Origin of the sequence: Rubellimicrobium arenae, from assembly GCF_017916275.1 — a bacterium.
Taxonomy (GTDB): domain Bacteria; phylum Pseudomonadota; class Alphaproteobacteria; order Rhodobacterales; family Rhodobacteraceae; genus Rubellimicrobium; species Rubellimicrobium arenae.
Genome location: NZ_JAFMST010000038.1, coordinates 1 through 572, shown reverse-complemented (window position 1 = coordinate 572; position 572 = coordinate 1). Strand labels below are relative to the sequence as shown.

At 74.0% G+C, this 572-nt stretch carries 1 protein-coding gene; it reads right to left on the bottom strand.

Features of this window, described 5'->3' with window-relative positions:
- Positions 1-572, bottom strand: a 572-nt coding sequence (locus J3P31_RS21160; RefSeq protein ID WP_368373124.1) for an SDR family NAD(P)-dependent oxidoreductase, incomplete at both ends; no start/stop codon positions are given.

Sequence of the window (572 nt, the reverse complement as noted above, 5' to 3'; positions counted from 1 at the left end):
AGGCCGGGGCTCACGGTGTTGACGCGGATGTTGAGGGGGATGAACTCCGTCGACATGGTCTTCGACAGCATCAGGAGCGCGGCCTTGGTCACGTTGTAGATGGGCTCGTACCAGAGCGGCTGGGTGGCGCAGATGGAGGCGTTGTTGAGGATGGCCCCGCCCCCCCGCGGCGCCATGAGCGGCACGAGCCCGCGGGCGAGCCGCACCGCCGCCATGACATGGAGGTCCCAGTAGGCCTGCCACTTGGCGTCGGGCGCCTCCAGGATCGTCTCGTTGGAGCCGGTCCCGGCGTTGTTGACCAGAATGTCGCAGCCGCCCCAGCGCGCCCGCACCGCCTCGACCAGCGCGGCGCAGCCCTCGGCCGTGGCCACGTCGCAGGCCTCCGCCTCCGCCCGGGTGCCGAACTCCGCCGCGATGGCCCGCGCCGCCTCCCCGGCCCGCGCCCCGTCCCGGGCGGCCAGGAGCACCTCCGCCCCCTCGCGCGCCAAGGCCCGCGCCACCCCCAGCCCGATGCCGACGCTCCCCCCCGTCACCACCGCCACCTTGCCCGCCAACCCCAGGTCCATGGTCAG